At 66.2% G+C, this 26,704-nt stretch carries 27 protein-coding genes; 12 read left to right on the top strand and 15 right to left on the bottom strand.

The features are described 5' to 3' along the window. Positions 1-359: 359 nt before the first annotated feature. Genes J2848_RS11890 through J2848_RS11875 form a run of 4 tightly spaced genes read left to right on the top strand, consistent with a single transcriptional unit; the run spans position 360 to position 3,879 of the window. Positions 360-1,751, top strand: coding sequence for a GntP family permease (locus J2848_RS11890; protein WP_149231204.1), 1,392 nt, complete (start codon positions 360-362; stop codon positions 1,749-1,751). Between the two features lie 2 nt (positions 1,752-1,753). After that, complete coding sequence (locus J2848_RS11885) at positions 1,754-2,413, top strand: CoA transferase subunit A (protein ID WP_149231203.1); 660 nt, start codon at positions 1,754-1,756, stop codon at positions 2,411-2,413. A gap of 17 nt (positions 2,414-2,430) precedes the next feature. Next, the gene (locus tag J2848_RS11880) at positions 2,431-3,084 is read left to right on the top strand and encodes a 3-oxoacid CoA-transferase subunit B (protein ID WP_149231202.1); all 654 of its coding nucleotides are present in this window, start codon (positions 2,431-2,433) and stop codon (positions 3,082-3,084) included. Positions 3,085-3,090: 6 nt separating this feature from the next. Continuing rightward, positions 3,091-3,879 carry a 3-hydroxybutyrate dehydrogenase gene (locus tag J2848_RS11875; RefSeq protein WP_149231201.1) on the top strand — a complete coding sequence of 263 codons (789 nt, stop codon included), beginning with the start codon at positions 3,091-3,093 and terminating at the stop codon, positions 3,877-3,879. Between the two features lie 78 nt (positions 3,880-3,957). On the opposite strand, the gene J2848_RS11870 is transcribed toward J2848_RS11875, so the two are convergent. From J2848_RS11870 to J2848_RS11850, 5 genes are all read right to left on the bottom strand, one after another. Further along, on the bottom strand, positions 3,958-4,338 hold the full coding sequence (locus tag J2848_RS11870; protein ID WP_149231200.1) for a ribbon-helix-helix domain-containing protein: 381 nt from the start codon (positions 4,336-4,338) through the stop codon (positions 3,958-3,960). Positions 4,339-4,445: 107 nt separating this feature from the next. Next, on the bottom strand, positions 4,446-5,144 hold the full coding sequence (locus J2848_RS11865) for a Crp/Fnr family transcriptional regulator (protein WP_211103092.1): 699 nt from the start codon (positions 5,142-5,144) through the stop codon (positions 4,446-4,448). Positions 5,145-5,233: 89 nt separating this feature from the next. Further along, on the bottom strand, positions 5,234-5,986 hold the full coding sequence (locus tag J2848_RS11860; RefSeq protein WP_149231198.1) for a TfuA-like protein: 753 nt from the start codon (positions 5,984-5,986) through the stop codon (positions 5,234-5,236). Continuing rightward, positions 5,983-7,254, bottom strand: a complete 1,272-nt coding sequence (locus tag J2848_RS11855) for a YcaO-like family protein (RefSeq protein WP_149231197.1) — start codon at positions 7,252-7,254, stop codon at positions 5,983-5,985. Before J2848_RS11855 ends, J2848_RS11860 begins: the two co-directional genes overlap by 4 nt. Positions 7,255-7,390: 136 nt before the next feature. Beyond that, positions 7,391-7,588, bottom strand: coding sequence for a hypothetical protein (locus tag J2848_RS11850; RefSeq protein WP_149231196.1), 198 nt, complete (start codon positions 7,586-7,588; stop codon positions 7,391-7,393). A 169-nt stretch (positions 7,589-7,757) separates the two neighbouring features. Between J2848_RS11850 and J2848_RS11845 the strand changes: the two genes are divergently transcribed. Further along, positions 7,758-8,060: a ribbon-helix-helix domain-containing protein gene (locus J2848_RS11845; RefSeq protein WP_342787935.1), complete on the top strand. Its 303-nt coding sequence runs from the start codon at positions 7,758-7,760 to the stop codon at positions 8,058-8,060. 5 nt (positions 8,061-8,065) lie between these two features. On the opposite strand, the gene J2848_RS11840 is transcribed toward J2848_RS11845, so the two are convergent. After that, complete coding sequence (locus J2848_RS11840; protein WP_149231195.1) at positions 8,066-11,245, bottom strand: ATP-binding protein; 3,180 nt, start codon at positions 11,243-11,245, stop codon at positions 8,066-8,068. Between the two features lie 238 nt (positions 11,246-11,483). Continuing rightward, positions 11,484-13,349 (bottom strand): dihydroxy-acid dehydratase, encoded by a 1,866-nt coding sequence (gene ilvD / locus J2848_RS11835; protein ID WP_149231194.1) that lies wholly within the window; start codon positions 13,347-13,349, stop codon positions 11,484-11,486. 224 nt (positions 13,350-13,573) lie between these two features. On the opposite strand from ilvD, the gene J2848_RS11830 reads away from it, so the two are divergent. From J2848_RS11830 to J2848_RS11820, 3 genes are read left to right on the top strand one after another with little or no spacing between them, the layout of a single operon-like run. Next, a complete protein-coding gene (locus J2848_RS11830; RefSeq protein ID WP_246193821.1) occupies positions 13,574-14,080 on the top strand; it encodes a MarR family winged helix-turn-helix transcriptional regulator in 507 nt (168 codons plus the stop codon). A gap of 35 nt (positions 14,081-14,115) precedes the next feature. Next, positions 14,116-15,228, top strand: a complete 1,113-nt coding sequence (locus J2848_RS11825; RefSeq protein WP_149231192.1) for an HlyD family secretion protein — start codon at positions 14,116-14,118, stop codon at positions 15,226-15,228. Between the two features lie 34 nt (positions 15,229-15,262). Continuing rightward, complete coding sequence (locus J2848_RS11820; RefSeq protein WP_149231191.1) at positions 15,263-16,807, top strand: DHA2 family efflux MFS transporter permease subunit; 1,545 nt, start codon at positions 15,263-15,265, stop codon at positions 16,805-16,807. Between the two features lie 24 nt (positions 16,808-16,831). Here J2848_RS11820 and J2848_RS11815 read toward each other — a convergent pair whose 3' ends face one another. After that, positions 16,832-17,176 (bottom strand): four-helix bundle copper-binding protein, encoded by a 345-nt coding sequence (locus J2848_RS11815; protein WP_149231190.1) that lies wholly within the window; start codon positions 17,174-17,176, stop codon positions 16,832-16,834. Between the two features lie 82 nt (positions 17,177-17,258). Next, positions 17,259-17,738 carry a DUF2934 domain-containing protein gene (locus J2848_RS11810; RefSeq protein ID WP_149231189.1) on the bottom strand — a complete coding sequence of 160 codons (480 nt, stop codon included), beginning with the start codon at positions 17,736-17,738 and terminating at the stop codon, positions 17,259-17,261. A gap of 235 nt (positions 17,739-17,973) precedes the next feature. On the opposite strand from J2848_RS11810, the gene J2848_RS11805 reads away from it, so the two are divergent. Next, complete coding sequence (locus tag J2848_RS11805; RefSeq protein WP_149231188.1) at positions 17,974-19,623, top strand: hypothetical protein; 1,650 nt, start codon at positions 17,974-17,976, stop codon at positions 19,621-19,623. Here J2848_RS11805 and J2848_RS11800 read toward each other — a convergent pair. Further along, the gene (locus tag J2848_RS11800; RefSeq protein ID WP_149231187.1) at positions 19,620-20,558 is read right to left on the bottom strand and encodes a glycosyltransferase family 9 protein; all 939 of its coding nucleotides are present in this window, start codon (positions 20,556-20,558) and stop codon (positions 19,620-19,622) included. The two genes, J2848_RS11805 and J2848_RS11800, sit on opposite strands and share 4 nt — an antisense overlap. Then, the gene (locus tag J2848_RS11795) at positions 20,555-21,868 is read right to left on the bottom strand and encodes an O-antigen ligase family protein (RefSeq protein ID WP_246193820.1); all 1,314 of its coding nucleotides are present in this window, start codon (positions 21,866-21,868) and stop codon (positions 20,555-20,557) included. Before J2848_RS11795 ends, J2848_RS11800 begins: the two co-directional genes overlap by 4 nt. A gap of 623 nt (positions 21,869-22,491) precedes the next feature. On the opposite strand from J2848_RS11795, the gene J2848_RS11790 reads away from it, so the two are divergent. Next, the gene (locus J2848_RS11790) at positions 22,492-23,358 is read left to right on the top strand and encodes a GNAT family N-acetyltransferase (protein WP_149231186.1); all 867 of its coding nucleotides are present in this window, start codon (positions 22,492-22,494) and stop codon (positions 23,356-23,358) included. 37 nt (positions 23,359-23,395) lie between these two features. Here J2848_RS11790 and J2848_RS11785 read toward each other — a convergent pair whose 3' ends face one another. The 4 genes from J2848_RS11785 to J2848_RS11770 all read right to left on the bottom strand — a co-directional run bounded on the left by J2848_RS11785 (position 23,396) and on the right by J2848_RS11770 (position 25,140). Beyond that, a complete protein-coding gene (locus tag J2848_RS11785; protein WP_149231185.1) occupies positions 23,396-23,707 on the bottom strand; it encodes a HigA family addiction module antitoxin in 312 nt (103 codons plus the stop codon). Next, entirely contained in the window at positions 23,707-23,976 is a 270-nt protein-coding gene (locus J2848_RS11780; protein ID WP_281288562.1) for a type II toxin-antitoxin system RelE/ParE family toxin, read from the bottom strand. Before J2848_RS11780 ends, J2848_RS11785 begins: the two co-directional genes overlap by 1 nt. Before the next feature lie 109 nt (positions 23,977-24,085). Continuing rightward, complete coding sequence (locus J2848_RS11775; RefSeq protein ID WP_149231184.1) at positions 24,086-24,358, bottom strand: GNAT family N-acetyltransferase; 273 nt, start codon at positions 24,356-24,358, stop codon at positions 24,086-24,088. Positions 24,359-24,462: 104 nt separating this feature from the next. Next, positions 24,463-25,140 (bottom strand): RluA family pseudouridine synthase, encoded by a 678-nt coding sequence (locus J2848_RS11770; protein ID WP_246193819.1) that lies wholly within the window; start codon positions 25,138-25,140, stop codon positions 24,463-24,465. An 88-nt stretch (positions 25,141-25,228) separates the two neighbouring features. On the opposite strand from J2848_RS11770, the gene J2848_RS35885 reads away from it, so the two are divergent. Beyond that, the gene (locus J2848_RS35885; RefSeq protein ID WP_281288559.1) at positions 25,229-25,351 is read left to right on the top strand and encodes a hypothetical protein; all 123 of its coding nucleotides are present in this window, start codon (positions 25,229-25,231) and stop codon (positions 25,349-25,351) included. A gap of 283 nt (positions 25,352-25,634) precedes the next feature. After that, positions 25,635-26,504 carry a UTP--glucose-1-phosphate uridylyltransferase GalU gene (galU, locus tag J2848_RS11765; protein WP_149231182.1) on the top strand — a complete coding sequence of 290 codons (870 nt, stop codon included), beginning with the start codon at positions 25,635-25,637 and terminating at the stop codon, positions 26,502-26,504. The last annotated feature ends 200 nt before the right edge of the window (positions 26,505-26,704 follow it).

Here is a 26,704-nt window from a genome sequence, read left to right as displayed (position 1 = left end):
CGGGTTTCCGATGATCCGCTCAACCTCCCGCCTGTGGGATCGTTTCACGTCAGCCCGGCTGTCCACAAATCGAGATTAAGTCTCTTATTTGAGACTCGCGTTTCGGGGTTTGTCTTGAAGAGGAGACAAGCCTTCAGTCAGCATTTTTGTGTGCAGTGCAAAAAGTCAGAGGCATCAAAGGTTTCGCCTGCGACGATCGGGCTCCGTTCCCGGTGGCATGACCTTTGCTGATATTGACGCATGTACCCGTAGCCGGGTTCATCACGACAGGCAACGGCGGCTGAACCAGCCGTCCCGCCCGGAACCGACGTCCGTTAAGTCGGTCTTCCGACAAGAATAACCGAGGGAGCACCGTCCAAATGAGTTTCCTGATCTGCCTGGGAGCGCTCGCGTTCCTCATGCTGGTCGCCTACCGGGGCTTCAGCGTCATCCTCTTCGCGCCGGTGGCGGCGTTGGGAGCTGTGCTGTTGACCGATCCATCCGCCGTGCCGCCGATCTTCACCGGCCTGTTCATGGACAAGATGGTCGGCTTCGTGAAGCTGTACTTCCCGGTCTTCCTGCTGGGCGCTGTATTCGGCAAGGTGATCGAACTGTCCGGCTTCTCCAAGTCGATCGTCTCGGCCGTGATCAGGCTGGTCGGGCGCGAGCGTGCGGTGACCTCCATCGTCCTGGTCTGCCTGCTGCTGACCTACGGCGGCGTGTCGCTGTTCGTCGTGGTCTTCGCCGTCTATCCCTTCGCGGCGGAGATGTTCAGGCAGGGCGACATCCCCAAGCGCCTGATCCCCGGCGTGATCGCGCTCGGCGCCTTCACCGTCACCATGGACGCGCTGCCGGGCACGCCGCAGATCCAGAACATCATCCCCACCACCTTCTTCAAGACCGACGCCTATGCCGCCCCCTGGCTGGGCCTGATCGGCTCGGTCTTCATTCTGGTGCTGGGCCTGCTGTATCTGGAATGGCGGGTGCGTTCGGCCATCGCGCGCGGCGAAGGCTATGGCAGCGGTCACACCAACGAGCCGGAGCCGGTGGCGTCGGAGAAGCTGCCCAACCCGATCCTGGCGCTGTCACCGCTGGTCGCCGTCGGCGTGCTGAACAAGCTGTTCACCATGGCGATTCCCAGCGTGTACGGTGCCACCAGCGAAGTGGCGCTGACCCCCGGCGCCAAGCCGCTGGTGACGCAGGTCTCGTCCGTCGCCGGTATCTGGGCGGTGGAAGGGGCCCTGCTCTGCGGCATTCTGATGGTGCTGGCCTTCGCCTGGAAGCCGGTGTCCCAACGCTTCGCCGAGGGCACCAAGGCTGCCATCGGCGGGTCGCTGCTGGCCTCGATGAACACGGCGTCGGAATACGGCTTCGGTGCGGTCATTGCGGCGCTGCCGGGCTTCCTGGTGATCCGTGACGCCCTGGCCGCCATCCCGAACCCGCTGGTGAACGAGGCGGTGACCGTCACGGCGCTCGCCGGCATCACCGGATCGGCGTCGGGCGGCATGAGCATCGCGTTGGCGGCCATGGCCGACCAGTTCATCACCGCCGCCAACGCCGCCGGCATCCCCATGGAGGTTCTGCACCGCGTCGCCTCCATGGCCAGCGGCGGCATGGACACCTTGCCGCACAACGGCGCCGTCATCACCTTGCTGGGCGTCACTGGGCTGACGCACCGGCAGTCCTACGGCGACATCTTTGCCGTCACCTGCATCAAGACGCTGGCGGTCTTCTTCGTGATCGCCGTCTATTACCTGACCGGGATCGTCTGATCATGAAGAACAAGCTCATTTCCCTGGAGGACGCCGTCGCGCGTATTCCCGATGGCGCTTCCCTGCTGATCGGCGGCTTCATGGCTGTCGGCGGCCCCAACCGGCTGGTGGACGAACTGATCCGCCAGGGCAAGCACGACCTGACCATCATCGCCAACGACACCGCCCGGCCCAACAACGGCCTGGGCAAGCTGGTGGTGGAAAAGCTGGTGCGCCGCGTCGTCACCAGCCACATCGGGCTGAACCCAGAAACGCAGAAGCAGATGATCGCCGGCGACATCGAGGTGGAACTGGTGCCGCAGGGCACGCTGGCCGAGCGCATCCGCGCCGGCGGCGTCGGGCTGGGTGGCGTCCTGACCCCCACCGGTGTCGGCACTACGGTGGAGGAGGGCAAGCGCAAGGTCGAGATCGACGGCGTCACCTATCTGCTGGAAATGCCGATCAAGGCCGATTTCGCGCTGGTCGCCGCCAAGCAGGCCGATCTGTACGGCAACCTGACCTACGCGCTGACCGCTCGCAACTTCAACCCGCTGATGGCGATGGCCGGCGCCACCGTGATCGCCGAGGCCGAGGACATCCTGCCTGTCGGCTGCATCCCGCCCGACGCGGTGATGACGCCGTCGGTGCTGGTCGATTACATCGTCGCCGCAACGCCGCGCTGATCGGGGAGTAGAGAGCCATGGATGAAAAGACCCTGATCGCCAAGCGCGTCGCGCTGGAGTTGATGGACGGCGACCTCGTCAATCTGGGGATCGGCCTGCCGACCCTGGTCGCCCGCTACGTCCCTGCCGGACGCCATGTGTTCTTCCAGTCGGAGAACGGCATCGTCGGCATGTCCGGCCCGATCACCGGAGCGGAGAACCATGACCTTACCGATGCCGGCGGCTCGCCCATCTCGGCCCTGCCAGGGGCGGCGTCCTTCGACAGCGCCTTCTCCTTCGGCCTGATCCGCGGCGGCCATCTGGACGTCACCGTGCTGGGCGGCCTGCAGATCGACCGCGAGGGGCGTCTCGCCAACTGGATGGTGCCGGGCAAGATGGTGCCGGGCATGGGCGGAGCGATGGACCTCGTCACCGGTGCCCGCCGGGTGATCGTCGCCATGCAGCACAGCGCCAAGGGCGAGGCGAAGATCGTCGAGCGCTGCGCCCTGCCGCTGACTTCGGTCCGCCGCGTCGATCTGGTGGTGACCGACCTCGCCGTCATCGAGCCGACCGATGCCGGGCTCGTCTTGAAGGAAACCGCCCCCGGTGTCACGGTGGAGCAGGTGATCGCCAACACCGGGTGCGAACTGATCATTGCCCCGGGCCTCCGTTCCATGCCGATCGAAGGATAAAGAAGAATGACCAATCTGAAGGGGAAGGCTGCGCTCGTCACCGGGTCCACCAGCGGGATCGGCCTTGGGGTCGCACGGCAGTTGGCAGGACAGGGCGCCGACCTGATGCTGAATGGCTTCGGCGATGCCGGCTACATCGCCGAGCTGTGTCAGTCGCTGTCCAAGGAGTTCGGCGTGCGCGTCGCTCATAACGGCGCCGACATGTCGAAGCCCGAGGAAATCGAGGCGATGGTCGCCGCCACCGAGACGGCTTATGGCCGGTTGGACGTGCTGGTCAACAATGCCGGCATCCAGCATGTGGCGCCGGTTGACGCCTTCCCGGTTGAACGCTGGGACGCAGTGATTGCCATCAATCTGTCGGCCGTCTTCCACGGCACCCGCGCCGCCCTGCCGGGCATGAAGGCGCGCGGCTGGGGCCGGGTCATCAACATCGCCTCGGTCCATGGTCTGGTGGCGTCGGTCAACAAGTCGGCCTATGTCGCCGCCAAGCACGGCGTGATCGGCCTGACCAAGGTGACGGCGCTGGAACTGGCGGAGACCAATATCACCTGCAACGCCATCTGCCCGGGCTGGGTGCTCACTCCGCTGGTGCAGAAGCAGATCGATGCACTGGCCGCCGCGCGCAATCTGTCGGTGGAAGAGGCCGGACGCGAGCTGCTGAGCGAGAAGCAGCCGTCCAAGTCCTTCGTCACGCCGGAACAACTGGGCGAACTGGCGGTGTTCCTGTGCTCCGAAGCCGCCGGCAATATGCGCGGCGCGGCTCTGACCATGGATGGCGGCTGGACCGCCCAGTAAGGCGGTCTTGCCAGGATGGGGGTAGCCGCATTTCGGAGGCGGATCGAAAGGTCGGTCCCCGGGGCGGCTTCCCAGGTCTCAGGTGTCGCTGGTGACTGGAATCGTGTCGAAGGGGGTAGCGATGAAGGGACGCCCCTGGCCATGGCCGGCGCGCGCATGACCGCGTTCGGTCGCGGCCTGCCGGAAATAGCCGACCACGAACACGCGCAGGGCATTCGCCAGCGAGACGCCGGACCGGGATGACCAGCGGGCCTGCTGTTCCATGCGGTCACGGACGTCGTCGCACAACTCGTCCACCGTCAGGTCTTCGCGCCGACAGATCTCCTCCAGCCCTTCCCAATAGGATGGCTCCAGCCGGATCGAAACATCACGCCCAGACAATCTCAGCGTGCGGGAGGCTAGGGAGGCGACACCTAAAGATTGATCGATGCGAGATTTCCTGTTCCCATCGCTCGACATGTTCTTAAGCCCTCGTGCTGGCCGTGCGATTGCCCCCAACGCATGAACACTATAACGCGACCACAACCGGTTTTGGGAACAAAACTTTAGGCAGGTAAGGATTCCCCCTAGGGGGCCCGCTCGGGGTCCCCGGCCATGTCCTTGAGTAAAGCCAGGTCGTTAATGACGATAAAACCTTTGGCATATGTCACTGTGCCGGTGCGGCGCAGCGCACCAAGACACTTGTTCACCATTTCGCGGGTGACGCCTAGCATGTTTGCCAGTGCTTCCTGCGACAGGGGCAGGGTCAGCCGTCGGCCGGCAGGAGTATCCTGCCCGTAACTGTCCGACAGCAGCAGCAGCCGGCGGGCGAGCCGACGTGGAACATCGTGGAACACAGCGTCCTCAATGTTCTCCGACACCCAGCGCAGGCGGTCGCACAGGACGATCATCATGCGGGTGCACAGTCGCGGATGGCGCTCCAGGAAGGGGATGAAGTCGGAGCGGTCAATCCGGAACAGCTCGACCGACCGCAGGGCGACCGCAGCAGCCGTCCGCTCCCGGCCGTCGATCAGGCCGATCTCGCCCAGCACATCGCCGGCTTCCAGGATGTTCAGCAGCATGGTTTTGCCATCCGCCGAGGAGGTGCGGATGGCGATCTGTCCCTTCAATACGGCGAACAGGCTGTCGCCGGGATCACCCTTGTCGAAAATGATCTGGTCGGCATCGAAACGGGCCATGCGGCCCAGCGTCACCATCTCCGCCATCTGTCCGGCGTCGAGTTCTCCGAGCCGCCGGTTGCGCCTCAGCACCGCCGCGACATCCACAGGCGCGTTCATCCGTCCGTCCAGACACAGTTTCGCGCCGGGGTCGCGATGACCGCCACCCCGGCGCGACCAGTCTAGCCAAAACGCGCTTACATCGCGAGCGGTGCCGTATCGCGCATGGCGCGTTCCCACAGGATGGTGTGTTCGAAATGGAAACGGGCTTCGGTCGTCGCGTCGTCGCCCGTCGGACGGCCGAGCCGCCGCGCCATGGTGCGCAGCATCGCCTTGGCGTCCTCCCGTTTCTGGTCGAAGCGCCCCTGCGGCAGCCATCCGCGGAATGCAGCCAATTCGGAAGCTGACAGACCGATGTCGCCGCCCAGCCGCAGCATCCGGCCATAGCCGCGCTCGCGGTAGGGCAGCTCCTTGGCGATGGACTCCAAGCGCAGGGCGGTCCCGGCAGTCAGCACCCGGTCGGCGACCGCGTCAGACAGGGTTCGGCGGATGTTGACCATCGCCTCCGACAGGGAGGTGTAGCCCAATTCGGCCGGGCCGTGGATGACCGCCACCTCGTCGTCGTCCTCCAGTCGGCCATCGCGGAACGCCTCGAAGATGGCGCCGACGCCGATCATGCCGAAGGGATACAGCTCGGCTGCGCGCAGGGCCCCCATGCTGGAGGCGCCGAATACCGGTATGCCGGCGTGGATGGCGTAGAGGATTTCCTTGTGCCAGACCGACGGCACGCTTTCGAAAAAGCCGTCGACGATGCCGATGGCCGCCGGCTTTTCCGCGCATAGACGTAGAACATCACCTTGGGCGACCGGCGGCAAATAGGTGGCGTCCAACTCCAGGACCGCGTCCTCGCGCGGCAGGGTGGGGCCGAGAAAGACATAGACGCCGCTCATGCCGCCTTCTCCATGGCTTGGGCACCGAGCACACGCAGGCCGCGTTCGCCCAGCAGGTAATCGGGGGATTCGTCGGTACCCTCCAGCCCCGGCACGACAACGCGCACGACGGGGATGCCGAATTCCGGTTTGGTCAGGTCCACTGCCACCACCTCCTCGATGCCGACGGCGCGCAGCCGGTCGAGCTGCTGGGCGAGATCGGCCTCGATGGTGGGGGCGGCACTGGTCGGGCAGTCGCGGAAGGAGCGCCGGCCGCCACCCTCCACGATCATCGCCTTCCAGCGGGCATGGTGGGCTGGGTCGAGGTGACGCTCATACTCGGCACGGGGCATATCGTCGCGGGCGCCGGCGATGAAGGTCAGGCGGCTCTGCGCCGCCTCGGTCAGCGCACGGGACAGGGCGATCTCGCGCGCCACATGGCAGCCCATGCCGGTGGCCGGGCGAATGGAGTGCTGGGGCAACTCCTCGCGCTCGACGATGCGACAGAGGAAGGCGGGCAGCCCGATGTCGCTGGTGGTCTCCCAAACGCCGACGGTCACACCGGCCGCTTCGAAGCGGTCGATCAGTGAGCGGCAGACCGGATCGTCGATGCTGTGCAGGTCGATGCGGGTTGCCGCCTGGGCAACGGAGTCCTGAAGGCGCCACAGGGTGGTCGCGTCACGCTCAACGAGTTCGGTGACGGCGTGGCTGATCGCCTCGACTTTATGGTTGCCCGACGCCAAGCCATTGGAACCGGCCAGGAAGGCGCCATGGCCGGGGGCCATCGGCATGGTGAAATTCAGGTGGACCATCTCGAACGGCACCCATTTCGGGCTGCCGTTCAGCAGATCCTGACCTTCGATCCACAGGATGGGGCTGTGGGGATTGAAGCTTCCGGTCGACAGCCGGGGCAGGCGGTCGACGTCCACCACAGGGTGGATCCAGCGCAGCTCCTCGAAGCTGGCGAACTTCAGCGGCAGGGTGATGCGTTCGGCGTGGTAGCTCTCGATCGACTCCATGACCCCCGACGCCTTGGCGGAGGCGAGCGTCACCCCCTTGCCCTGCGAAACCGAGATGGAGCGCGAGTTGGGCCGCGTCACCATCACCACCGGAATGCCGACGGAATCCAGCCCGGTGACGTTGGCGACCCGCGTGATCCCCATGATCGGCAGAAACGGGGCGACCCGCGCCAGGGTCTGTTCGGGTGCCATGACCCGGTGGGTGCCGACCGTGTGGGCCTTCACCGCATCCAAACCCGTAGCTTTGACATCGAGCAGATCGAAGGGCATCGCACGTCACTGGCTTTGAGGTGAGCCGTCTTGGCGGAATGCTCGAATCTGAATTCGAGACACATCCTCGTTCCAAGGATCGGTGACGGCCAGTAATGATCTGCAACTGGCTGTCACGATCCGAATGGACTGTGCTTCAGAGGTTCGGGGTCACCATATTGCGAGCCGCTTCGTGATCGGCAACGTCGCGCCCCGAAAGCTCACCGGAACGAATGTGAGAACGGACACTGGCGGCGGTCGAGTCCGCAACCTCGGTAATGCCATTGGCAGAAATGGCATACAGGCGGCCATCGGCACCACGGATGATGGAGTTCTGAATGTTCTGGATCGTCATTGTGATGCTCCTGAGTGTTGCATGAACTTCGGTAGCGATTTGATGTGCAATACATCGCATTCGAAGCAAATTGGCGCTGTGAAAAACTTCACAGCGAAAGCCGGTCTCAAGGAATAGCCATAAACGGTCTTTTGCCGTCCGGTTGTTGGTGGTTGTTGGAGAGGCGATTATGCAACCCAAAAAGAGCTTATTGGTGCAGTCGTCGATGAATTCAAATCTGGAAGACTATATGCAGTGGCCGGTGATCGTTTCCCGGACCGTTCCCTTGAGCGATCGGCGTGCGAAGCTCCGGCTGGAGTCTATAATCTGGAATGGCCTCGAAGAAATCGCAGAGCAGCAGCGGCGACCACTTCGTGAGCTTTGTGATGAAGTTAACGGAAATCGCCCTTTCGGCGTTGCGCTAAACAGTGCGATACGGAGTTACGTACTCGATTATTTCCGCAGAGCAGAGCGTACCCCAAATAATATCTGATCAGTTTATCCTTTTGCACCGATCATGGTTCTAGATTTTCCAAATCTAGCCAGAACCACATTGCAGCGCTCGGTCACGCGAGCCAACCCCAGAGAACAGGCAAGAGCAGCGGCCTCTTGAAGCATCTGAAGTGCATCCCTGTTACCTGACACTAGCGCAGACTGGGCTTCCAGAGAGAGTGCGTCGGCAAAATAGCCAATGCGTCCGGACTGCTTTGCGGCAACGCGCACACGTTGCGCCTGCTGCTGCGCATTTTTGGCATAACCGAGTGCTAGCAGCGTTTCTGCGTGCCAGATATAAATTTGGCTCAGGGATGCCGGTACTTTATCACTTCCAGATGTTGCAAAACACCGCTCAAAAAATCCCATTCCCTCTTTTACATCACCAGTTTTTGCAATAGCATATCCTAGAGAGCCAAGGATAAACGGTTTGTGAAGGCGCACACTAACTACATTGCATAAATCCAATGCGTGAAGAAGGGGTGGGATGGCCTCTTCTATTCTATTGGAAAGAAGCAATATCCATCCTAAATACTCATGAGCATATATCTTTGAGAAGTTGTGATTTCCACTATCCGCTGCCTCAATGGCCAGCACGGCCAGAGCTTTTGCCTCTTCGGCCTGGCCGAGTTCAGCAAAATTTCGAGCCAAATTGGATAGAACCCCGACAGTGGCGATCACTGCAAGCCCAAACCGCTCTTGAGAGCGGAGGTTCGGTAACATTTCCTTGGCGGCCAGCAAAGCATCGCGGCTTTCAAAAAATTGCCCTTTGTCTGAAAGTATTCCACCTAAGCGGGCTAGTATTTGTAGGCGTGTTCTCCTGTCGTAAATATCCCTGCATGTGTTCAATCCTTCGTGACTGAAGGAGACAGCATTGTCGATGTCGCCATACGACCACTCAAATGCGGCCATAAGCGATGATGCGCGTGCATAACGGTTAGCATCGCAAAGGCGAAGCGCCAATTTCCTGGCTTCTTCAAGTCCTTCATCCATATATTTGACTGCGCGCGGTAAACGGGTGCGAGCGGTTGCTATGGACAGGTCAATGCGCCTTGTCTTATTGCGGACATCGTCTGTCATTCGATCAAGGGCGGCAAGAGCGCATTCATAATGACGGCTCGCATCCTCCAGGCGAGATCGCAGTTCCGCCCGCACGCCTGCTCGCCGGCCGAACAGGTGGGCGGCCGGCCAGTTCTCTGCCATGAAGGCGTGGTGGGCCAGCAGATCCAGGCGGTTGGGCAAGTCGTGGTCGCGGCGGTGGCGCAGCGCCTCCAAAACGCGGGCATGCAGCGCCCGGCGGTCAGACTTGGTCAGGGTGGCGTAGGCGACTTCCTGGATCAGCGCATGTTTGAAGGAATATTCCAGGTTGGGCAGCAGACGGGTGCGCAGCACGAAGCCGGCGCGTTCCAGATAGGCCAGAGAATCTGACAGGATCGGCGTGGACAGACTGGTCAGCGCCTGGAGCAGGCCGACATCGAAGGTCGTGCCGATCACCGCGGCATTCATCAGCAGCCGGCGCCGCTCCAGCGTCATCAGGTCCATGCGTTCGCCCAGCAGGGCGTGCAATGTGCGCGGCAGCTTGTGAACCACCAGCGGGTCGATCAGCCGATAGGCGCCCGGCATGCCCTCGATGGCATTCGACGCCTCAAGCGTGCGCAGCACCTCCTCCAGATAGAGCGGAACACCCTGACAGCGGCTGGCGACCTGGGCCTTTAATTCTACCAGCGACCAATCGTCGCCAAGCCAGTGCGCCAGGAAGCTCTGCACCTGATCCGGCGACAGCATTCCCAGATCGATGCGGCGCCCGCCCGGACGGCCACTCCAGCCCCGTTCCTCCGACTCCGGTCCCAGCGGGGGGGGCCGTCGGGTGGCGAGCAGCAGCAGGCGAGCCCCTGAACCCGGCAAGGCTTCCGCCAGCCGGTCCAGCAGCCGTACCATCACCGGGCGAGCCCAATGGGCATCCTCCACCAACACCAACAGCGGCCGGCCCACTGCGCCACTTGCGGTGCCGCTTGCCTCTCCGATCGCCGCCTCGTTCCTCGTGGCATTGCCGCCGGCGACACCAAGCGGCGCCGACAGTTCCAACGTTGCCCCCACCAGCCCCTCGATGCTCAGCGACAGGCGCTGCGCCGCGTCTAGGCCACTCCACAACGGATCCAGCCCTTGATGGCCAAACAACGTGCGCACGGCGTCGCCGGACAGTGAACCGGACCGGCGGTGTGCGGCCTCACAGACCCAACCGATGCCTTCCTCGCTGGCGCAGCCAGCCACTTGTTCGGCCAGGCTCAGCGCCACCGCCTCAAGATCGTCGGGATCCGCCAGTCGGCGGATCGGCATCTGTGGCCATTGCAGCAGGGTCCAGCGCCGGCTGCGCGGGTCGCGCAGGAACTCGCCGACGAGACGGGATTTGCCGATTCCGGCGTCCCCCTGCAGCAGAAGTTGGGCGGGCGCCCCAGCCTCCACCGAATCGGCTATGGCGAACAGGGTTGCCACCTCCTGCTCCCGTCCGACATAGGGGGCGTCGGTGGCGGACAGCAGGTCGGTTGCGGTGCGGCGGACGGCTCGCGCCCCGTCGAGCAGGAAGGCCGGCATCGGCTCCACCTCGTCGGACAGGCGCAGGCTTCCCATCGGGCGCACCGCCACACCGACCGGGATGAGGTCCAGCGTATCGCGGCTGAGCTGTGCTGTGTCGGAAGCCGCACGCTGTTGCAGCTTGGCGGCCATATGCACGCATTCGCCGACCGCGCGATAGTCGGTCCACAGGCCGTTGCTCATCACATGGGCGACGACGTCACCCGAACTGATGCCGATGCGGATGTGGAAGAGCGGGCGTCCCTGTTCGTCGCGGGTGGCACTCAGAATGTCCTGGGCGGCAAGACAGGCGCGCAGCGCATGGTCCTCCTTGGCGCCTGGGGCGCCGAAGGTCGCCAGAAAGCCGTCGCCCAGCATCTGGGTCACCGTGCCTTCAAAGCGCGGCACCGCCTCCGTCAAACGGTTCAGGATCGAAAGGAGCAGGTCGTCCGCGTCCTCCGGATCGCGGCCGGCCACCATGGCGGAGGAGCGGACGATGTCGACGAACATCGCCGTGACCACCTTGCGTTCGCGCGGCTTATCGCCCGGCAGGCGAGATGCCTCCTGCCAGGGACGGCCTTCGTCCGTCGCTGCGCCCAACATGGTGTCCGCCACGTCCGCCCCCCTCGCGGAATTCGCGTTGGCATATTAGAGCATGCATTTCGAATTTTGCGAACATCCGAGCGATGGGACACCCGAAGATTTTCGCGCAGGCGGAAGGCAACATATCTGTGTATGTAATTCTTGGCAAAAAGAAAGCGCCGCGACTTGCGCGGCGCCTTGATTGTTACTTGTGATGAACAGTTGTTGTGCCTGACTCGGGTTCCGTCGGCACTCCCCGGTTCAACAGCGCTCAGCGGCGGACGGCGATATTCTCCACCTGGGTCACGTCGCGCACGGCGCCGCGGTCGGCGCTGGTGGTCAGGGCGGCATAGGCGCGGAGCGCCGGGGAAACCACGCGGTCGCGGCTGACCGGCCTCCAGGCATTGATGCCCTTGGCGTTCATCGCGTCGCGGCGGCGCTGCATCTCCTGATCGTCGACGGCGAGGCGGATGATGCGGTTGGGGATGTCGATCTCGATGCGGTCGCCGTCCTCCACCAGACCGATGGCGCCGCCCTGTGCCGCCTCCGGCGAGACGTGGCCGATCGACAGGCCCGACGTGCCGCCGGAGAAGCGGCCGTCGGTGACCAGGGCGCAGGCCTTGCCCAGCCCCTTCGACTTCAGGTAGCTGGTCGGGTACAGCATTTCCTGCATGCCGGGGCCGCCGCGCGGACCCTCATAGCGGATCACGACCACCTCGCCCGCCTTGACCACGTCGCCCAGAATGCCGGCGACGGCGTCGTCCTGGCTCTCGAAGACACGGGCCGGGCCGGCGAAGACGAGATTGGAAGCGTCGACGCCCGCCGTCTTCACGATGCAGCCGTTCTCGGCGATGTTGCCGTACAGCACGGCGAGGCCGCCGTCCTGACTGAAGGCCTTTTCAGCCTTGCGGATCACGCCCCTCTCGCGGTCGAGGTCCAGTTCCGGCCAGCGGCGCTCCTGGCTGAAAGGCACGACGGTCGGGATGCCGCCGGGGGCGGCACGGTACAGGGTGTGGACGGACTGGTCCTGGGTGCGCATCACGTCCCAGCGGTCCAGCGCGTCGCCCAGCGTGGGAGCATGGACGGTCGGCGCCTCGCGGTTCAGCAGGCCGGCGCGGTCCAGCTCGCCCAGGATGCCAAAGATGCCGCCGGCGCGGTGCACGTCCTCGATATGGACGTCGGACACGGCGGGAGCGACCTTGCAGACGTTGGGGACGCGGCGCGACAACCGGTCGATGTCGGCCATGGTGAAATCGATGCCACCCTCCTGTGCCGCCGCCAGGATGTGCAGGACGGTGTTGGTGGAACCGCCCATGGCGATGTCCAGCGTCATCGCGTTCTCGAATGCTTCCTTGGTGGCGATGCCGCGCGGCAGGGCGGTGGCATCTTCCTCCTGGTACCAGCGGCGGCAGAGGTCGACCGCCATCCGGCCGGCTGCCAAGAACAGCTCCTTGCGGTCGGCGTGGGTCGCCAGGATGGTGCCGTTGCCGGGCAGCGACAGACCCAGCGCCTCGGTCAGGCAGTTCATCGAGTTGGCGGTGAACATGCCGGAGCAGGAGCCGCAGGTCGGGCAGGACCCGCGCTCCATCTCCGCCGCCTCCTCGTCGGAGACGGTCGGGTCGGCGGCGGCGACCATGGCGTCGATCAGGTCGACCGACTTCACCTTGCCGCGCCACTTGACCTTGCCGGCCTCCATCGGGCCGCCGGAGACGAAGACCGCCGGGATGTTCAGCCGCATTGCGGCCATCAGCATGCCGGGAGTGATCTTGTCGCAGTTGGAGATGCAGACCAGAGCATCGGCGCAATGGGCGTTTGCCATGTACTCCACCGCGTCGGCGATCAGCTCGCGCGAAGGCAGGCTGTACAGCATGCCGCCATGGCCCATGGCGATGCCGTCGTCCACTGCGATGGTGTTGAACTCCTTCGCCACGCCGCCAGCCTTCTCGATCTCGCGCGCCACCAACTGGCCCAGATCCTTCAGATGGACGTGGCCGGGGACGAACTGGGTGAAGGAGTTGGCGATGGCGATGATCGGCTTGCCGAAATCGCCATCCTTCATGCCGGTTGCCCGCCACAGGCCGCGCGCGCCCGCCATGTTGCGGCCGTGGGTGGAGGTGCGGGAACGGTAGTGCGGCATGGATCGGTCCTCAGCTGGTCGATTTGGGCGAGTTGGCGAAAGGAATGGAACGAAACGGGTGGGCACCTTAGCAATCTCCTGTCGCGCGCGCCAGAGGCGCGATCCTGTCTCGGACGTCGGAGGCGCGACGCCGGCGTGGCTCTGCCATGCACGCCGTGAGGATTGCCGATGATAAGCAGGCTTATTAGTTTCGAAGGACTGATAAGTAAGCTTATGATATGCCGATGTCCTCCACCGCCGATACCCGCTCCGTACCTCCCCATTCCATGAGCTTGGGCGTCGTCCTGGCCGACACGGCGCGCATGATACGCGTCCGTTTCGACCAGCGTGCCCGTCATCTCGGCCTGACCCGTGCGCAATGGTCGGTGATCGCCACGCTGGCAAGGAACGAGGGGATCAAGCAGGCGACGCTGGCCGACCTGCTGGAGATCGAGCCGATCACCCTCTGTCGGCAGATCGACCGGATGGAGGAGGGCGGCTGGATCGAACGCCATGCCGATCCGACCGACCGTCGCGCCCGGTTGCCGCACCTGACGCCGAAGGCGCATGCGGTGCTGGAGCAGGGCCGGGCTCTCGCCGCCGAAATCTATGCGGAGGCGTTGGCCGGCCTGCCGTCCGACGCCGAAGCCAAGCTGATCGAAATGTTGGCCCACATGCGCGCCAACCTGTCCGACCGCCGGACCGAGCCGCCCGAAAAGATCGTTGCCGAAAAGATCGCTGCCAAAGCCTGACGCACTCCGTCTTTTTCCTTCGGGACCCGATCGCAATGACCGCCGTGACCGACCGCGATACCGACACCCGTCCTGACGCCGTGAAGCCCGTCCGCCGGACGCGCTGGCGCCGCTGGCTGCTGATGGCCGCCCTGCCGCTGCTGGTGGCGGTCGGCGGCGGCTATGAGTATGTCGTGGGCGGACGCTATGTCTCGACCGACAACGCCTATGTCCAGCAGGACAAGGTGACGATCAGCCCGGACGTCTCCGGCCGCATCGTCGAGGTGGCGGTGCATGAGAACCAGCCGGTCCATCGTGGCGACCTGCTGTTCCGCATCGATGACGAGCCTTACCGGCTGGCCCTGCAACAGGCCGATGCCGCGCTGGCTTCGGCCCGGCTGAAGGTGGAGCAGCTGCGCGCCGACCTGGGCGAGGTGCAGGCCAAGCAGGCTGCGGCGGAAGAGAAGGTCTCCTTTGAGCAGCGCGAGTTCCAGCGCCAGCAGGATTTGCTGAAGACCGGCGTCGCTGCGCGCGCGACCTACGATTCCGTACGCCACGATTTGATGGCGGCGCAGCAGGATCTGAACACGGAAAAGCAGGCGGTGATCAGCGCCCGCGCTGCCCTTGGCGGCGATCCCGACATCCCGACCGACCGTCATCCGACGGTGCTGGAAGCGCTGGCGAAGAAAGCCTCTGCGCAGCGCGATCTCGACCACACGGTGGTGACCGCGCCGGCCGATGGCGTGGTCAGCCAGACCGACCGGCTGCTGGTCGGGCAGTATGCCTCGGTCGGGCTGTCGGCGGTCAGTCTAGTGATGAGCGGGTCGAGCTGGGTCGAGGCCAACTTCAAGGAAACCGACCTGACCCATATGGCGGTCGGCCAGACCGCGACCGTGGTGCTGGATGCCTATTCCGGCCGCACCCTGACCGCTCATGTCGAGAGCATCGGCGCCGGTACCGGATCGGAATTCTCGGTCCTGCCCGCCCAGAACGCCACCGGCAACTGGGTGAAGGTGGTGCAGCGCGTGCCGGTCCGCCTGCGCATCGACCAAGCAGGCGGCGACGCCGTGCCGCTACGCACCGGCCTCAGCGCCGAGGTGGAGGTCGACACCCACTACAGCCGCCCATTGCCGGGAGCCATCGGCAACGCGGTGGCGGCGATCCGGTAAGGCAACCACGCATCATATCATCCGCAGGCATTCCATGGCCGCCACCCAATCCTCCGCAGCCCCGCATGAGGTGAAGCATCGTGGCATGATCACCGTGTCGATCATGCTCGCCACCATCATGCAGGTGCTGGACACCACCATCGCCAACGTCGCCCTGCCCAGCATGCAGGGCAGCCTGGGGGCGGCGCAGGACACCATTACCTGGGTGCTGACCTCCTACATCGTCGCCGCTGCCATCGCCACGCCGGCCACCGGTTGGATGGCGGACCGGTTCGGGCGCAAGCGGTTGTTCCTGATCGCGGTGGCGGGATTCACCGCCGCGTCGGTACTCTGCGGGCTGGCCGGCAGCCTGACGCAGATGGTGGCCTTCCGGCTGGTGCAGGGCATCTTCGGCGCGGCGCTGGTGCCCTTGTCGCAGTCGGTGCTGCTGGATATAAACCCGAAGGAGCGGCACGGGCAGGCGATGGCGCTATGGGGGGCCGGCATCATGGTTGGTCCGATTGCCGGCCCGACGCTGGGCGGCTGGCTGACCGACAGCTTCAGCTGGCGCTGGGTCTTCTACATCAACCTGCCGGTCGGGCTGCTGGCCTTCGCCGGCATGGCGGTCTTCCTGCACGAGACCAAGGGCCGCCTCCGCAGCTTCGATTTCTTCGGCTTCGCCATGCTGGGGCTGGCGGTCGGTGCCTTCCAGATGCTGCTGGACCGCGGCGAGCAGCTGGACTGGTTCGGCGCGACCGAGATCTGGATCGAGACGGCGCTGGCCGCCTGCGCCTTCTGGGTCTTCGCCATCCACATCGCCACCGCCCGCGGCAATGCCAGGACCGAGCCCTTCATCGACCCGGCCCTGCTGCGCGACCGCAACTTCGTTACCGGGCTGATCCTGATCTTCGTGATCGGCGTGATCCTGCTGGCGACGATGGCGCTGCTGCCGCCGATGCTGCAGAACCTGCTGGGCTACCCGACGGTCACCACCGGGCTGGTGCTGGCGCCGCGCGGCGTCGGCACGATGATCTCGATGCTGGCGGTCGGCCGGCTGGTGCGCAGGGTGGACGCCCGGCTGCTGATCCTGGCCGGCGTGCTGCTGACCAGCTGGTCGCTGTGGTACATGACCGGCTTCACCATCGTGATGGACCGCGGACCGATCATCGTCAGCGGCGTGGTGCAGGGGCTGGGGTTGGGGCTGGTGTTCGTGCCGCTCAGCACCATCGCCTTCGCCACGCTGGAGCCCCGGCTGCGCACCGACGCCGCCAGCCTGTTCAGCCTCGTCCGCAACCTGGGCAGCAGTGTCGGCATCTCGGTGGTGATGACCCTGCTGTCGCAGAACACCCAGGTCAACCACGCCAGTCTGTCCGCACATCTGACACCCTTTTCCCAGGCGATGACGGAGCAGGTCACCGCGTCGCCGCAGGCGCTGGCGATGCTGAACGCCCAGGTCACCCAGCAGGCGGCGATGATCGCCTACATCGATGACTTCAAGCTGATGATGTATGTCGCCCTGCTGGTGATCCCGATGCTGCTGCTGCTCCGGCGGCCGAAGGCGGGAGCCCAGGCACCGGAGGAAGCGGCGGTGATGGAATAGGGATCTTTCAATAAGATAGGCCGATCAGGCGGCCATGCTCGACATTGCCCGGCAGCTTTCGGCGCAGCGGCGGCACATCTCGGCGCACTGCTTCATCATGGCGTCGTCGACCATGCGGTCGCACTGGTCGGCGCAGGCCGCACAGATCTCGGCACAGGCGCGGCAGGTCAGGTGATGGAAGCGGGAGCCGCGGATCATGAAATCCGCGCTGGTGCGGCAAATGTCGACGCAGTCCAGCATCAGGCGGATATGCCCGGCTTCCGCATGTGCACCGCCCTTGCCCAGGCAGTGTGCGACGGTTTCCAGACAGATCGTGTGGCAGTCGGTGCAGTTGCGGATGCAGTCGTCCATCGACGGCATGCTGGCCATGACGGTTCCTCCGGAGAAGATTGCAGGGATGACCTGACAACCGGCTCCGGGGCCGCCGGGTTCCAACAAGAAAGGCCGGGGATCAGCCGGCCGTGGCGCTCTTGCCGCCGTCCTTCTTGGAAGTGCGGGGAGATTTGGCGGGCGTCGTCTTGGCGGCGGTCTTTCCGGCCGCGGCCTTGGGGGTGGCTTTCGCAGGAGCCTTGACGGAGGCGGCCTCTTCAGCCGGAGCGGCGTCGGCCTTCGGGGCGGTGGCCGGCTTGGCCTTCGCAGGCTTGGCGGGGGCGGATTTGGCACTCTCCGCCGGGGCGCTCGCGACCTCCGACAGGGATTCGGCGGCGGCGCGGGTGCTCTTGCCGGCGGTCTTGGAGGTGGCCTTGGAGACAGGGGGCTTCTTGCGCGAGCCGGCGACCTTGCCGGTCGGCTCCAGCGCGCCGGCACCGCGGACTTCCGCTTCCGCCTGGGTCCAATGGTCGGAGTCGCGGCCGTGCGGACGGCCCTCGCTCTCCCACAACTCGTGGGCGCGGCGTCGGATACGCTCCTGGATATCGTCGGTATCGGCCATCGAGTTCCCCATTTGTCTGTCCGGCATTTGTCTGCCCAGCCGGCCTGCCATACCGTATTTTGTGGCAGCGGCCCGCCAGCGTTGCAAAGTCATTCGTGCGAGGCACCACGAAAGAGGCGGAGACTCCCGTCTCCGTCGTTCCATGAGGGCAACACCGCAGGATGGGACTGGTTCCCAACCACTGCATTCCGTGCCACAAGGCGCCCGTCGACCTGAACCGTGAGCCGTGCCAATCATGACGCCTGCACCCTCCGCCGCCCGTCCCTCCCTGCTCGACCGCGTCGCGGCGGCGCCCTGGTGGCTGCTGTGTGCGGGGCTTGCCGCGGCGATGGCTCTGTCGGTCCTGCTGGTCGGATTCCGGCTGCCTTACTGGGTGCATTCGGACCAGGATCTGGTGCTGGCCTATCACGGGCTGCTGTTCGGTGACGGCCTGCCGCAGGAGTATTTCGACCATCCCGGCTACGGCTATTTCCTGGTGATCGATGTCTGGTACCGGCTGCTGCATGCGGTCGGGTTGCTGCCGGTCGCCAGCCTGTCTGCTCTGCCGCCGGGCAGCGACGTGGCGGCGACCGAAGCCGTGTGGCAGTCGCTGGTCCAGGCCGGGCGGGCGTTGTCGATCCTGCTGACCGCCGCCTTCGCCGTCAGCTACGCCACGCTGCTGCGTGGGCTGGTGGGGGACCGGCGGGTGGCGCTGCTGGCTGGCATCCTGCTGGCCTTCGGCGTCGGGCTGACGGCGCAGGGGCGGCAGATGCGCACCGATCTGCTGTCGGCCGGCTTCGTCGTGCTGGGGCTGCTGCTGGTCCTGCGGGCGGTGCGGCCGGCATGGGGGCCAGGAGCGGGGCGTGGTTGCGGCGGCTGGTCGCTGCTGCAACTGGCGCTGGGCGGGCTGCTGGTCGGGCTGGCCATGGTAACCAAGGTGCAGGCGGTCTTCCTGGCGATGGGCCTGCCGGTGGCGGCGATCCTGTTCGGGCGGCGGGTGGAGCCGGATCGCGCGTCCGGCACCGGCTGGGGCCTGGCGGCGCTGGTCGGGCTGGCCGCCGCAGCGGCGGCGGTGCCGGCCTTCGGGCTGATCCAGGCCGGGCTGGCCGGCTGGGGGCGGGCGGTCTATCCCTATACTCCCGTCGGCAGTTGGCCGGGGGGCGGGCTGTCGGGCGGCGGCTATCAGAGCATCGTCGCCGGCTGGGTGCTGGTCGGCATCCTGGTCCATACGGTGGTGCACCGGGTGCCGGCGAGCCGCGCGGTGGCCGGGGCGGCGGCGGTGCTGCTGGGGCTGGCGGCCGGGCTGCTGGCGCTCGACCTCCGCTGGAACGAGCAGAACGCCATCGCCGTGGCGAACTTCGTCGAGCATATGTTCGTCTTCTCCTCCTGGCGGCATGGGGCGGCGCTGAACGGCCAGGGGAGCGTGGTGGGGCAGGGGACGCTTGGCCTGCTGCTGGCCGGCATCGGCCGCACCCTGGCGATCCGCACCATCGTCCTGCATCCCGACAACATCCCGCAGACCATCATCGTGGAGTGGTTCGCCATCGCCGGAGCGGTGGCGCTGTGGCGGCGGGGCGAGCGGCTGGCCGCGATGCAGGCGCTGTTCCTGCTGCTGGTCGCCTGGGGGCTGGAGGCGCTGTTCTCGCTGCGCGGCTTCCAGCGCGCCTATGCCGCCTACACCGACCCGCTGGCGATCCTGTCCGCCGCCTGGGTGCTGGCGCGGATGCCGGGGCTGCTGGACCGGACACGCCCAAGGCGCTGGATCCTGGGCGGCGTGGCGCTGGTGGTGGTCGCGGCCCATGCCTGGCCGATCATCGAGACCCGGAAGCTGCCGAACCCGGTCACCCATTGCGAGTGGATCCCGATCTACATGCCCAAGGTGGCGCCGTTTCCCTTCTGTCGTTAGGAGCCTCCCAGGGCGCGCGCCCGGTCCAGCGCCTCGACCACGCCGGCGCTGTCGATGTCGTTGAAGTCGGGGCGGTGGTGGATCAGCACGCGCGGGCCGGTGCTGTGGATCGGGTTGGAGGCGTCGGAGAACACCACCACGGTCGGGCAGCCGACGGCGGCAATCAGGTGGGTCGGGCCGGTGTCGTTGCCGACCGCCCCCCAGGCCCGGCGGGCCAGACCGCCCAGTTCCGGCACGCTGGTGCGGTCGGTCAGGTCGACCGCCTGCGGGCAGTAGTCGGCGATGCCGCGGGCGAGGTCGCTCTCGATGCCGGTGCCGATCACCGCCGGCACGATGCCGCGCTCGGCCAGCGCCGCCGCCACCTCGGCATAGCGGCGGACCGGCCAGCGCTTGTCCGGCCGCCCGGGGGAGGAGCCGGGGACCAGCAGGGCGAAGCGCTCCGGCAGGCCGAACCTGGAAATGTCGGCATCGAGCCAGGACAGGTCCGGCGTCTTGTCCGGCACGATGCCGAAGGGGGCGAGCTGGCGGACGTAGCGGTCGCGCACCGGCACCTTGCGCCGTCCCTCGTAGCGGTCGGGATGCGAGGCGCCGCGGGCGGTGCCCGACCATTCCGGCCAGGGGCCGGGGAACAGCAGCCGGTGGTACAGGTCGGTGCGGGTCTGCGCCTGGAGATCGTAGACCCGGTCGAAGCGGTGGGCGCGCAAGGCCCGGCGGATCGCCAGATAGGCCGACAGCGAGCGCTCGCGCGGGTCCTCCAGCACCTCGTCGAACAGGCCGCTCATCCGGGCGAGCGGGGCCAGCGAGGGCAGGGTCAGCAGGGTGATCCGGTCGCCGGCATGATGGCGGCGGATGGCGGCGAAGGTCGTCTGGGCCAGGAAGAAGTCGCCGAAGGCGCCCAGCTTGATGACCAGGATGCGGAGCGGACGCTTGCTCATCGTGCCTTGTCCCCGATGCGGGCCCCGATGCGGGCCCCGATACGGGTTGCCAGCCGCAGCATCAGCGCGGCGGACAGGAAGCCTGCCATCCACCAGGGTTGCCAGATGCCGTAGGCGGTGCTGCCCATCGCCATCGCCGTGGCGAACAGCGCCAGCGCGAAAGGCTGGTCGCGCCGCTCCAGCCGGGCGGTGGCGGCCAGCAGCATCAGCAGGACGGCCAGCGCCAGCGCGGCACCCACCGCGCCGGTCTCCAGCCAGACCTGGAGGAAGGCGTTGTGCGGGTGCAGCGGCAGCAGGCTGTCGCCGATCGGCGAGAACTCCGACACCGCTCCTTCCGGTGGCAGGGAGCGCGAGGCATCGATGCCCTGGCCGAACGCGGGGGTGCGCAGCGCGCGCTCCGCCGCATGGCCCCAGATCTCCACCCGGTGCTGGGCGGAACGGAAGAGCAGGCCGGAATGGTCGAGGTCGAGCGGGCCGGAGAACAGCAGGACGGCGGGCAGCACCAGCAGGAAGGCGGCGGTCACAGCGGCGGCGAACAGCCGGCGGGTCCACTGGGCGGATGCACGGGCGGCGGCCAGCGTGGCGAGCCCGGCGGCGATGCCGAGCATGGCCGACCGGCTGGTCAGCGGCAGGCAGGCCAGCGCATAGCCGACCGGCACCAGCAGGGCAAGGGCCTTGCGGCCGAAGCGGTCCACCGCCAGGGCGGCCGGCCAGACCAGCAGGCAGAGCAGCGCCGCCGTCCGCTTCGGCACATTGCCGTTCAGCAGGTTGGGCAGCTGGTCGTCGGGGACGGCGTTCCACCAGCGGTTCAGCGGGAAGTCCAGCGCCGCCTCCGCCGCGAACAGCAGCCCGCCGGCCAGCCCGCCGGCCAGGAACAGCCCGGCCAGCCGCCGCGCCTCCGCCGCCGGCAGCCCGGCGATCCAGGCACCGCCGGCCAAGGCGCCGAGGGCGATGTAGCCGATCTCCAGCACCGTCGCCAGCGCACGGTCCGACGGGCTCCACAGGCAGGAGGCCAGGGCCAGCAGCAGGAAGGCGCCCACCGCGGCGACCGGCGGGGTCAGGTGCAGGATGCGCCCGAAGGCACCTCGCCGGGCCAGACCCGCCAGCGACAGCAGTAGCACGAGGATGGCCCAGACCGGCAGCCCGCGCGGGGCCAGCGCGGCCAGCGGCCCCAGCACCAGGGCGGCGGCCCCGGCCACGCCCCGCAAAGCGGCATCGGCCCCACGGCCGGCGGGAGCCGGGGGGGCACCGGGAGCGGTGGGTGGGGAGGCGGGGCGCGACGCGGTGGCGTCCAGGGAGTCGACGGGCATGAACTCGACGCGGATCAGCGGAAACCGGCGGGGACTTAACCGCACTCCCGCCTCGAAAGCAACGGCGCGCGGGCGGAAGGCGGTGGGGGCTCCGCTGAACATTTGAAACGCCGTGGAACAGGGTTGCGGGGCCTGTTCCATTGTTTCATCCGGCGGCGGAGAGATGGCGGGGTGGGGCCGGACTGGACGTTTGAAACAGCGTGGAACAGGATTCCGGGTGGTGTTCCACTGTTTCATCGGGAGTTAAGCCATTGATGGGGAATGCGGATTGGGTGAACGGTATTGGGCAGTGCATGGCAGTTCTCTCCTGGCGATGGGCGGGATGATATTCCTATCACGACTGCGGGAGCTTGGGGAAAGGGTCGGTGAAAATCGCGGTCGACCCCCTCTCCCCAGGGAAAGGGGCGGGGTGAGGGGGATGCACCGGGTGGATTTGATGGGGAGTTGGGAGTGCGCGATGCTTGAAGATCCTAGCCACGCGTCCCCCTCACCCTAACCCTCTCCCCGGGGGGGAGAGGGGACTTTGGCCGTGTCGTTGGATAATCTCTGGCGCGCCGCGGATTGCCTTGTGGCGACGCCGACGGTTACGCTTTCTATCAGGACATCGCTGAAGGGGGGCGGAGATGGAGCGCAGCGAGGCACAGGGGACCGACGGCTATCGGGTCCGCGTGATGAGCCGGGCCGAACTGGATCTGGCCGTGGACTGGGCGCGGTTGGAGGGATGGAACCCCGGCCTGCATGATGCCGGCGCCTTCCATGCCGTCGATCCGGCGGGCTTCCTGGTCGGGCTGCTGGACGGGCAGCCGGTGGCCTCGCTGTCGGTCGTGCGTTATCCGGAAAATTTCGGTTTCCTCGGCTTCTACATCGTGCGGCCGGAGGCGCGCGGGCGGGGCTATGGCTGGCGGCTGTGGCAGGAGGGGCTGCGCCATCTGGAGGGCTGCACCGTCGGTCTCGACGGCGTGGTCGCCCAGCAGGACAACTACCGCAAATCCGGCTTCACCCTGTCCCACCGCAACATCCGCTTCGGCGGCAGCCTGCCGGATGACGAGATGAGTGGAACCGCTCTGGTGGATGCGCGGACAGTGCCGTTCGATCGGCTGACCGCGCTGGACGCCGAGCTGTTCCCGGCACCGCGCCCAGGGTTTCTCGCCAATTGGATCGCTCTGCCGGGCGCCACGGCGCTGGCAGCGGTAAAGGATGGCGCGGTGGCCGGATTCGGGGTGATCCGGCCGTGCCACAGCGGCTTCAAGATCGGTCCGCTCTATGCGGCCGATGGGGGCATTGCGCGGGATCTGGTGCTGGCGCTGGGGCGGGCGGCCGGCGCCGGGCCGGTGTTCCTCGACGTGCCGGAGCCGAACGCGGCGGGGGTGCGGCTGGCGGAGGAACTGGGGCTGACGCCGCAGTTCGAGACGGCGCGGATGTATCTGGGGCCGGCGCCGGCGACCGATCCGGGGCGGCTGTTCGGGGTTACGAGCTTCGAGTTGGGGTGAGGGAGGGGCTTCGGGCACGCATTAGGTATTGCTGCCCTCACGCTGCGTTCAGTGTCGGGATTTCATCCAACTCTTTTGCCAATTCCCGGCCATAACGATCGAGATCATAGCGGGCTTGCAGGTTCAGCCATAGTTCCGGGCCATTTCCGCAAAGCTTGCCGAGGCGCAGGGCCATGGCTGGCGTCACTGGAGCTTCTTCCGAGAGTATGCGGTGGAGCATCTGCCGTGACACGCGGAGATGGCTAGCGAAACTGCTTACCGAAATACCCAGCGATGGGAGAATGTCTTCGCGCAATAGGGCGCCGGGATGAAGCGGAGGGAGGCCGCGTTTGAGAGGAGTGTCGGTCATCAGTGATAATCCTCCAGGTCGATCGCAATGGCATCCGGTGCTTCCCACGCGAAAGTGATGCGGTAATTCGCCGTGACCCGCACCGACCAGCGCTCCTCGCCCTCCAAGCCATGAAAATGAAAGCCTGGAAGGTTCAGATCGTCCGGCTTGCTTGCGGCATCGAGCGCCAGAAGGATGCGGCCAAGCCGGGCAATGTTCGCGACACCCTGAATGGGAAGCTTGTCGGACTTGCCGGTCTCAAAATAGCGTTTGAGCGCCTTGTTCCGGATGCTGCGAATCGTGCCTGTAAACTAATGATTTACAAGGCTGCCGTCAAGCATCCTGCAAATCGTTCGTTTACGCGTCGGAACCCAGACCGGATGCTCCGGGTCTCTCCCCTCACGCCAGCAGGTCGTCGTGCCGGTTGCGGCGGATCCACAGGGCGGCGTAGCTGCACAGGGGGACGATCTTCAGACCCTCGGCGCGGGCGGCTTCCACCACGCCGTCCATCAGGCGGCCGGCAGCGCCGGTGCCGCGCAGCGAGGGCGGGGCCTCGACATAGGAAATCACCAGGGTCTGGCCGTTGCGGCGGTAGTTGGCGAACACCGTCTGGGTGCCGACCGCCAGTTCGAACCGGTTCATCGCGCGGTTGTCGGTGACCGCCTGTGCCATGCTGGGGGCTCCGTCTGTCGTGGACACTCACCCTTCAACAGGTGGGATGCGGCGGACGCGATGGCAGTCCCCCTTTTTCGCGGAGCCGACCCTACTCCCAATTTTTACTCCCCTGGCCAGCCGCAGGCGGACAGCGCGTCGCGCATATGCTCCGGCGCCGGGGCGACGGCGCTCACGGGCGCGTATTCGAAGGCCATGCGGAAGGCGACGGAGCGGGCCAGCAGATGCAGGTTGCCGGGCGGGCGGCGCTCGGGACCATAGAAGGGCTCGCCCACCAGCGGGCAGCCGATGGCGGCGCAATGGACGCGGATCTGGTGGGTGCGGCCGGTGCGCGGGCGAAGCTCCAGCCAAGCGCGACCATTGCCGCTGCCGAGGACCCGGTATTCGGTGACCGCCGGCTGGCCGGCCGGGTCGGGCAGGATGGTCCAGGAGGACCGCGCCGCCCCCGGTTCGATCTTTTTGAGCAGGGGCAGGTCGATGATGCCGGACTCCGTCTGCGGGATGCCGTCGGCGACCGCCCAATAGGTCTTCTCGACATGGCCGGCGGCGAACATCTGGCCGAATCGCTTCAGAGCCCAAGGCGTGCTGCCCAGGATCAGGCAGCCGGCGGTGTCGCGGTCCAGCCGGTGGGCGAGCTTCGGCGGCTCTCCGCCGGGGTCCGACAGGTGGGGCAGGTAAAGCTCCAGATGGTCGGTGATGCGGCCGGCCTTGTGGACCGCCAGACCGGCCGGCTTGTCGATGACGAAGCACAGCTCGTCCCGGTGCAGGACGCGGGCGCGCAATTGGTCCCCAGTGAGTGTTACCGGGGGGAGCGAGTCCGCTGCGGGCAAGTTCGGGGTAAGCGGGTCGTGTTGGTGCGAGTCGGGGATCATGGCCGGCACCATGGCCACGGGCGCCCTGTTTGCGCAAGTATTCGCAATGAAACGTCATACGGAAAGTCCGCTGACGGAGCGATCCTGGCAGAAAGGCAGCGGCAAGGTGTCGCGCCGGTGATTTCCGCCGCTTTTCCAGGCGTTACTGCCTATGAGAAAGGTGGCGGGCTGCTTCGGACCTAACGGATAAAGATCGGCTTGATTGAGGAGTTTCGGCCGGTTTTCATTTGATTTCGGCCTCTGGGACTAGCCTTTTGCCCGGTCTCGGAAGGTTTGTTGCGCGGTGGCGGAAGGCGTGGCAGAAAGCCGGGACCACGGCCCATGCCTCCGCAGGTTCCGCTTGCGGCGGGGCGGTGCCGTGGGACCATGGATTTTGACTTCGCCTCAACCACAAGAGACGTCCAATGCGGAAACCCGTGCGCAAGGTGGTGTTCCCGGTCGCCGGTCTCGGCACGCGCTTCCTGCCGGCCACCAAGGCCATCCCGAAAGAGATGCTGCCCCTGGTCGACCGCCCCCTGCTGCAGCACGCCGTCGAAGAGGCGCGCGCCGCCGGCATCGAGGATTTCGTTTTCGTCACCGGCCGTTCCAAGCGCGCCATCGAAGACCATTTCGACGCCGACACCGAACTGAACCGCACGCTCGAAGAGCGCGGCAAGATGGACGCGCTGGAGGAGGTCCGCCACAGCGAGATCGCCCCCGGCCGCTGCTTCTACACCCGCCAGCAGGTTCCGCTGGGCCTCGGCCACGCCGTGTGGTGCGCCCGCGCCCTGATCGGCAACGACCCGTTCGCCATCGTGCTGCCCGACGACTTCGTCCAGGGCAAGACCCCCTGCCTGAAGCAGATGGTCGAGGCGTACGAGGAGGTCGGCGGCAACATCGTCGCCGTCGTCGACGTGCCGCGCGAACGCACCAGCAGCTACGGCATCCTGGATGTCGAGAAGGACGACGGCCGTCTGGCCACCGTCCGCGGCCTCGTCGAGAAGCCGAAGCCGGAGGAGGCGCCGTCGACCCTGTCGATCATCGGCCGCTACATCCTGCAGCCGGAAATCTTCGACCATCTGGAAAAGCAGCAGCGCGGCGCCGGCAACGAAATCCAGCTGACCGACGCCATGGCCAAGCTGATCGGCAACCAGCCGTTCCACGGCCTGCGCTTCGAAGGCACCCGCTACGACTGCGGCGACAAGGTCGGCTTCATCGAGGCGACGCTCGCCCACGCGCTGAACCGGCCGGACATGGCCGACAAGGTGCGCGCCATGCTGCGCAAATATTGCTGACCGACGGGCAGCACGCATGACGCGGTGCCCGCCCCCGTCCCCTGATCCGGACGGCGGCGGGCACATGCGTTTGGACTGTGCCTTGGATAAAGAGCCGGCGGTTTTGAAAAGGCCGGCCATGAGGAACGCCCCATGGTGGAGACCCACCAGGGCATCCCAGAGACAGACAGCATTCCTTTTTGAGGACATGAGGGGGACGC

It is taken from the genome of Azospirillum lipoferum, from assembly GCF_024170005.1.
Lineage (GTDB): Bacteria > Pseudomonadota > Alphaproteobacteria > Azospirillales > Azospirillaceae > Azospirillum > Azospirillum lipoferum.
Note: the sequence above shows the minus strand (reverse complement) of the source record. Positions and strands in the feature narration are given on the sequence as shown.

Excerpts from the sequence above, each read along its gene's own strand:
- J2848_RS11890 (WP_149231204.1), top strand. The coding sequence starts at position 360 with ATGAGTTTCCTGATCTGCCTGGGAGCGCTCGCGTTCCTCATGCTGGTC.
- J2848_RS11885 (WP_149231203.1), top strand. The coding sequence starts at position 1,754 with ATGAAGAACAAGCTCATTTCCCTGGAGGACGCCGTCGCGCGTATTCCC.
- J2848_RS11880 (WP_149231202.1), top strand. The coding sequence starts at position 2,431 with ATGGATGAAAAGACCCTGATCGCCAAGCGCGTCGCGCTGGAGTTGATG.
- J2848_RS11875 (WP_149231201.1), top strand. The coding sequence starts at position 3,091 with ATGACCAATCTGAAGGGGAAGGCTGCGCTCGTCACCGGGTCCACCAGC.
- J2848_RS11870 (WP_149231200.1), bottom strand. The coding sequence starts at position 4,338 with ATGTCGAGCGATGGGAACAGGAAATCTCGCATCGATCAATCTTTAGGT.
- J2848_RS11860 (WP_149231198.1), bottom strand. The coding sequence starts at position 5,986 with ATGAGCGGCGTCTATGTCTTTCTCGGCCCCACCCTGCCGCGCGAGGAC.
- J2848_RS11855 (WP_149231197.1), bottom strand. The coding sequence starts at position 7,254 with ATGCCCTTCGATCTGCTCGATGTCAAAGCTACGGGTTTGGATGCGGTG.
- J2848_RS11850 (WP_149231196.1), bottom strand. The coding sequence starts at position 7,588 with ATGACGATCCAGAACATTCAGAACTCCATCATCCGTGGTGCCGATGGC.
- J2848_RS11845 (WP_342787935.1), top strand. The coding sequence starts at position 7,758 with ATGCAACCCAAAAAGAGCTTATTGGTGCAGTCGTCGATGAATTCAAAT.
- ilvD (WP_149231194.1), bottom strand. The coding sequence starts at position 13,349 with ATGCCGCACTACCGTTCCCGCACCTCCACCCACGGCCGCAACATGGCG.
- J2848_RS11830 (WP_246193821.1), top strand. The coding sequence starts at position 13,574 with ATGTCCTCCACCGCCGATACCCGCTCCGTACCTCCCCATTCCATGAGC.
- J2848_RS11825 (WP_149231192.1), top strand. The coding sequence starts at position 14,116 with ATGACCGCCGTGACCGACCGCGATACCGACACCCGTCCTGACGCCGTG.
- J2848_RS11820 (WP_149231191.1), top strand. The coding sequence starts at position 15,263 with ATGGCCGCCACCCAATCCTCCGCAGCCCCGCATGAGGTGAAGCATCGT.
- J2848_RS11815 (WP_149231190.1), bottom strand. The coding sequence starts at position 17,176 with ATGGCCAGCATGCCGTCGATGGACGACTGCATCCGCAACTGCACCGAC.
- J2848_RS11810 (WP_149231189.1), bottom strand. The coding sequence starts at position 17,738 with ATGGCCGATACCGACGATATCCAGGAGCGTATCCGACGCCGCGCCCAC.
- J2848_RS11805 (WP_149231188.1), top strand. The coding sequence starts at position 17,974 with ATGACGCCTGCACCCTCCGCCGCCCGTCCCTCCCTGCTCGACCGCGTC.
- J2848_RS11800 (WP_149231187.1), bottom strand. The coding sequence starts at position 20,558 with ATGAGCAAGCGTCCGCTCCGCATCCTGGTCATCAAGCTGGGCGCCTTC.
- J2848_RS11795 (WP_246193820.1), bottom strand. The coding sequence starts at position 21,868 with ATGCCCGTCGACTCCCTGGACGCCACCGCGTCGCGCCCCGCCTCCCCA.
- J2848_RS11790 (WP_149231186.1), top strand. The coding sequence starts at position 22,492 with ATGGAGCGCAGCGAGGCACAGGGGACCGACGGCTATCGGGTCCGCGTG.
- J2848_RS11785 (WP_149231185.1), bottom strand. The coding sequence starts at position 23,707 with ATGACCGACACTCCTCTCAAACGCGGCCTCCCTCCGCTTCATCCCGGC.
- J2848_RS11775 (WP_149231184.1), bottom strand. The coding sequence starts at position 24,358 with ATGGCACAGGCGGTCACCGACAACCGCGCGATGAACCGGTTCGAACTG.
- J2848_RS35885 (WP_281288559.1), top strand. The coding sequence starts at position 25,229 with ATGGCCGGCACCATGGCCACGGGCGCCCTGTTTGCGCAAGTATTCGCA.
- galU (WP_149231182.1), top strand. The coding sequence starts at position 25,635 with ATGCGGAAACCCGTGCGCAAGGTGGTGTTCCCGGTCGCCGGTCTCGGC.